The organism is Methanosarcina spelaei, from assembly GCF_002287235.1.
Classification (GTDB): domain Archaea; phylum Halobacteriota; class Methanosarcinia; order Methanosarcinales; family Methanosarcinaceae; genus Methanosarcina; species Methanosarcina spelaei.
The window spans coordinates 1-5,432 of sequence record NZ_LMVP01000132.1; the positions used below are offsets into that span (position 1 = coordinate 1).

4 protein-coding genes are annotated in these 5,432 nt (G+C 31.6%); 1 reads left to right on the plus strand and 3 read right to left on the minus strand.

Annotation, left to right across the window (positions count from 1 at the left end; genetic code table 11):
- Positions 1-937 precede the first annotated feature (937 nt).
- Positions 938-2,728 carry a DUF4209 domain-containing protein gene (locus tag ASJ81_RS08435; RefSeq protein ID WP_170943250.1) on the minus strand — a complete coding sequence of 597 codons (1,791 nt, stop codon included), beginning with the start codon at positions 2,726-2,728 and terminating at the stop codon, positions 938-940.
- A 235-nt stretch (positions 2,729-2,963) separates the two neighbouring features.
- Here ASJ81_RS08435 and ASJ81_RS08440 point away from each other — a divergent pair, with 235 nt between their 5' ends.
- Positions 2,964-4,151, plus strand: a complete 1,188-nt coding sequence (locus tag ASJ81_RS08440; RefSeq protein ID WP_095644090.1) for a hypothetical protein — start codon at positions 2,964-2,966, stop codon at positions 4,149-4,151.
- A 284-nt stretch (positions 4,152-4,435) separates the two neighbouring features.
- On the opposite strand, the gene ASJ81_RS08445 is transcribed toward ASJ81_RS08440, so the two are convergent.
- A complete protein-coding gene (locus ASJ81_RS08445; RefSeq protein WP_095644091.1) occupies positions 4,436-5,065 on the minus strand; it encodes a sarcinarray family MAST domain-containing protein in 630 nt (209 codons plus the stop codon).
- The coding region (locus tag ASJ81_RS08450; protein WP_212556051.1) for a DUF7286 family protein at positions 5,062-5,432 on the minus strand (371 nt) is incomplete at its 5' end. The genes ASJ81_RS08445 and ASJ81_RS08450, both read right to left, overlap by 4 nt.

Sequence of the window (5,432 nt, forward strand, 5' to 3'; positions counted from 1 at the left end):
CCTGATAATTATCTGTATATAATTATTTTTCTTTATTATATTTATTTGTATTCGTATTCAAACATGGTGTTTATACAAATAAGTTGTATTATATGTACTGATATGAATACAGGATAAGTGTTAAGAAATGCAGAAAAAGAAATACGCAAGAAATTAAAGAGAATTATAAAGATAAGACTTACACACAGATACAAAATCAGTTACGACAAAGACTGTATATAACGTTAGCCTATCTGAGACCGAGTAAGAGATATATGGGCAAGGTAAGAGCAATCCCGCCAACGGGCTTGAGAGGAGCAGGGAAAGAACAAGACCTGCTCCTTATGATTACAGACCAAACCTAGGAAATAGGTCTGCATATGGATGTCAGTATTAAAAATATTTAAACGTTTTTGCGGTGTTTGTTTTCTGCTGGGTTACAGAAGAAAAGAGAAAGCTTTGATCTTTTTCAATATCCATATTGAATAAGCTTGTATGTTGTAGAAGTTCTCAAATTCGAATTTTGATTTAAAAACTTATCTTCTTTTTCACTATCCGTGGACGTATCTATTTTCTTATATTGGTTTGCTAATAAGATAGCATAAAACTGGTTGGAGATAAGAATACACATATGAGATCTTCATAAAAATGATTGTCAAATTAGATCTGGATTTTTTAGAGCTAATTTGATAGCCTCGTTGTAAGAACAAAAGATTATTCAATAAGTTTATATTTGTGAACTTTTATTAATTATTTGGCTAATTTCCCAAAGACATTTTGCACAAATACTTAAGGAAATTCAAAACTTCCAAGTAAATAGTTGACAAGATATCTAATTCTGTCAACTAATTTGGCAGATAATTGAATTAAGCTTATCAATCTATTTTACATAGTCAGGCAAACCTTTTACTAAAAGTTAAAATTTACAGCTATTTCGATATACTATTTATAAAGCAGTTCATCTCTCGTTATGTGGTTCCGAAAAAACCTTCCAGATATAACATAAATTCAATGTTAACCACCAAAGATATTTAACTTCAAGTGAGGATTCATACTCTTGAAAGTCAATTAATCCATGAGCCATTCTATGTCTAAGATTTGAACCGCACCGTTCAATTAATAGACCTCTCAAATCAAAGACGATATCTTCAGGGATAAACTCAGTTAATTTTTCTTTTATTAATGTGTTATTAAGACCATGTTCATTCTGAATTCCAGATATATCCAAGCTCGATGTGATTATTCCATTACTATTGAGTACGTATCGAATCGAATTTTCTAATTGAGGAATAAGCAAGTGTGTGCTTGTTAAGAAGTCTCCTATTAATCCTGCATGTAAGCCATAAGCATATATCAATTCTCGCCCAGCAGGTACAAAAAGATTAGAACTCACGATTGGGAGTAAATCTTCTATTTGAACTTTATGTTCTTGTATGATTTGTTGCCTAGCAGGTTCAATAATACCTACGACGAAGTTTAGATGATAAAATTTGGCGTGTTTGAACATTTCATCCTCAGTGGCTTTTTCTTTATCATCTGGCTTTTCTGAATGCATCGACTTTTTTTTGTATATTTGTTTTCCGGCTTCATTAACTAGTGTACCGAGAATAATATCACTTAATGGATTCTCATTTACAACTTTTTCAACATCGTCTCTTAGTTTTGAAATCTTTGGAGAGCTAACAATTGATGCAAGTGCAAAAACAGCATCTTGTGTTGCTTTTTCCATGACAAATTCCCTCGCTTGATTAATTATTGCAATAGGAATTGAGTAGTTAAATAGGGGTATTTGAGTCATTTGTGATGTTGATTTAGATTGGTATTCAAGGAGAAGCAAATGCAGTTCATCAACGCGTTTATCCTCATTTCCAACCCTCCTATATTCTTGGATAGCTTCTTCAATACGCCCAGACGCATTTATATAGTCCGATTTTATCCCAATATCATCTTCTGCATTTTTTACGTATGTTTCTGCTGCATATTTTAAAGCTTCTCTCTCTTTATCTTTCTCTCTTGAAAGTCTGTGCCATTTTGCCTTAGTTTCCCATGCAAATTTTGCTTTCCACCAATAGTGATCGTTTTCTGCTGTCAACGCAATTTTTTTTGATAGTGACGCATAATATTCAAAATTACCTTTCTTATATTCTTGAAGAAGCTCCATCAAATATATAGAATGAAATTTTTTATCTTCACCGTTGTTCCTTTTTACAATAGTCTCAATATAGTCGATAGTGTCATCAAACAGTTTGGATCTTTTTCCAATAGATGCAGCTAAATTAACTGCTCTATTTAGTCGGATAAAAGAGGACATAAAATCGTCAGGATTTTCTAATATCTTTGATGATTCTATGTAAGAGTATACTGCAATAGTTGCATAGTCAGGATCTTTTTTTCGTATCCAGAGTATATCTGAAATCCTTGCTTTCATCTCCGCATCTAAAATACGTGGAACCAATTCCTTTAGAACACCAAGATAATTGTCATCAATACTATCAAATAGATAACCGGATGAGAAAGGCTCTTCCTTTTTTGTCCATAGAATTGGCATGGTAACAATACTTAATAGACTAAAAATTGCCAAATTTTTTAAATTGGCATTTGATTTTTCTTCTTCTGCTCTACTGTTGAAACATGTACAGTAGCATAAACAATCTTTTTTCTTACATTTTGAGATAACTTCTTGCCAGTTTACTTCATCAAAATCGGTTTTATTTAATTTAACAGATCCAAATTTAAAAAGAGTACTCATAAAGAACATTGTTACTCAATAGATTTTATAAGTTCTGGATTATATAAATATAATATATATGTTATCATTTTAAAGTACTCAATTTTGTATAAAGATTATGTATTATTGCATATTAATTATCAATTAACACATATAAAAATAATTATATGGGATTGAGACGATTATATTACAGTAAAAAGGATATAAGTGTCTATAAAACATGTTTCGTTATCGGAACGATGGAAGGTAACAACTCTTGACTATTATAAACGAGATATATCCAAATTTATCTTGGGCACTAACCAATAATTATCGGTTAAATAATATACTTTCTGAACAATATATAGATAATCCTCATTGTCTTTCTTACCTTGACAACTTAATTTCAGAACTTCTATCTTATAATTGTAAAGGAATTCAGGACAAATTAAAAGATGCAAGTGACTTGAATAAATTTATCTCCACCCTTTCAGAATTACAAATTACATTAATATTAGCAAAAAACGAAGAAATAGGTGAGCTAAAACTACTCCATGACAATTATTTTTTAAAGGAATCACCTGACATATTATTTCGAAATAGGAATTTCACATTCTATGTAGAGGTAAGAAGAATTTATGCAAATCCATACATAGTAGACACGATACTTGATCACCTTCAAGAGTTTCTAAAAGGGTATCCTTTTTGTGTTAATATATTTCTAGGTACAGAATTGTCGATACCTAAAATGAGAGGTACTGAACGCATCGCTCAAAAAGATCTCGTTAAGGAATCTTTAAGAATATTTGAGGAGGAATTTAAAGAGAAAATAGCTAGTGATATGCTAACTTCATCCTTTGTAATTGAGACTAACTATATAAAATTCACAGTAGAAAAAACCAAATCGGGTAAAGGGTATCCAGGTTTTATCACTTCAGATTTAATTGAGGTTCCTACTGATATACTATGCACTTATATAACAGAAAGATTAGTTGAAAAAGCAGCAAAAAGAGATTCTTTTAATAGTGAACATAGAAAAATTTATTATATTGTTGCCTTCGATTGTCATGAGCCGTCAATTGATGCGATTGATATGAACGAATTATTGTATGGTCATATGAGTTATATTTCCGAACTAAATATAACAGGTTCATCGGAAGAAGATTACGCAAAAAATAGATTGGATTACTGGAATTTTTTAAATAATAACATCAAAAACAGTGCTTCTTGGAGAATAATTGAGCAAGCAAAAAATCGAGGATGGGAGAAATTACTAACAGAGAAATGTCTGATTCCAAATGATTATTCATATATAGATGATGAAGGGATATTTATTTCAGAGACAAAAATGAAGAACGTATCTGGTGTTTTGTTCCGAGGTACACGTAATGAAATTGCTTTCTATCCGAACCCATTTTGTGATACTGAAATAAATAATCCTAAAATATTGAATTTCATGAAGTAGAATTAACAAAGAGTAGACTTTTTTATCCCAAAATTATTTCGTTTTTTAATTTCTTTTATTGTGTCATATAATATCGTATGCAAGTGGCCCAATATTTAATTCAACTTATAATTTGTTTCTTTACATAATCACTCCAAAATACCACAATGGAATTGGAACTTACTCAGTGTTTAACCTTTTGCGTCGCCTGTTGTTGCATCGTATATTGAAGTTTCAAACAATTTTGAATCTGCAAAATCATTTCAGGATACAACATTTCCTAAATCTTATCTACAGGGTTATATTCAGTGATGAGATAATTTAAGAAACATAACCACAAGCGCCATAATACTGGTTACTAAACTAAAAGCTGGTACAGATGCTGGTGAAGATGAATTTTCTGAGGCTGGCTTTTTTGACGTGGGTTTATTTTCGGATGCATGCTGCTTAGAAGTAGGAATTTCGCCTTGATAATGTTCGTTAGAAATTGTGCAGTAGGCAACTGTAAAACCACCATTAACAAGTCTATCACCCGTCTCAAAATCATCTATTTGATATACAATGTCAATTGGTATAGAGCCTCCAGCCCATTTTTCAGTAGGAGTTACCGTCCATTTATATATTAAAGAAGAATTTTTCTCAATTATATCTGCCCTATATTTATCCATTTTTGAAGTTGAACCATTTACAATTAAAAAATACCCTTCTCCAATTTCACTTAACTTTAAGGCTACTTCTGATTTTTGGTAAACAGTTAGATTTATACTAACATTGAATGGCTCTCCAATCTTCAAAGCCGGCTTTGCAATTTCTTTCCCAGGTAAAAACTCGTCATTATAGTAAACATCAATTTTTCCGTACGGACTATCCGCAGCTACATTTTCTGTTAACAAAATAATAAAAAATATACCAATAAGAGCCAATTTTGTTTTCATGTTTCTGCACCTAATTCTGAAATAAGTTCATCATACCCAGCTGATTTTTCAGCAGAATTACCTATTTTATCTCCTACTCCTTTAGGACCTGGACCAACCACTGTAGCAGAATACCCACTAAAATGGAAAGTCATCTGTGTATTATCTCCAAGCCACAAAGTACTTCCATCTTCATTTTTTCTTGAAGGATGTTTGATGTATTCATCTTGTCTCACATACCTTTGTCCTTTATGCCCAAAATAAGGTTCAGGAATTACCTCGTTATTGTTATCAATAATAGTAAATTCTTCATATTTCCCCACAATTTCATACGTCCACACATTAACCGTAAAAATCCAGTGTGGTGGCATTATTGGCAGCCCACATT

Coding starts and splice junctions, on each gene's coding strand:
- ASJ81_RS08435 (WP_170943250.1), bottom strand. CDS start 2,728: ATGAGTACTCTTTTTAAATTTGGATCTGTTAAATTAAATAAAACCGAT.
- ASJ81_RS08445 (WP_095644091.1), bottom strand. CDS start 5,065: ATGAAAACAAAATTGGCTCTTATTGGTATATTTTTTATTATTTTGTTA.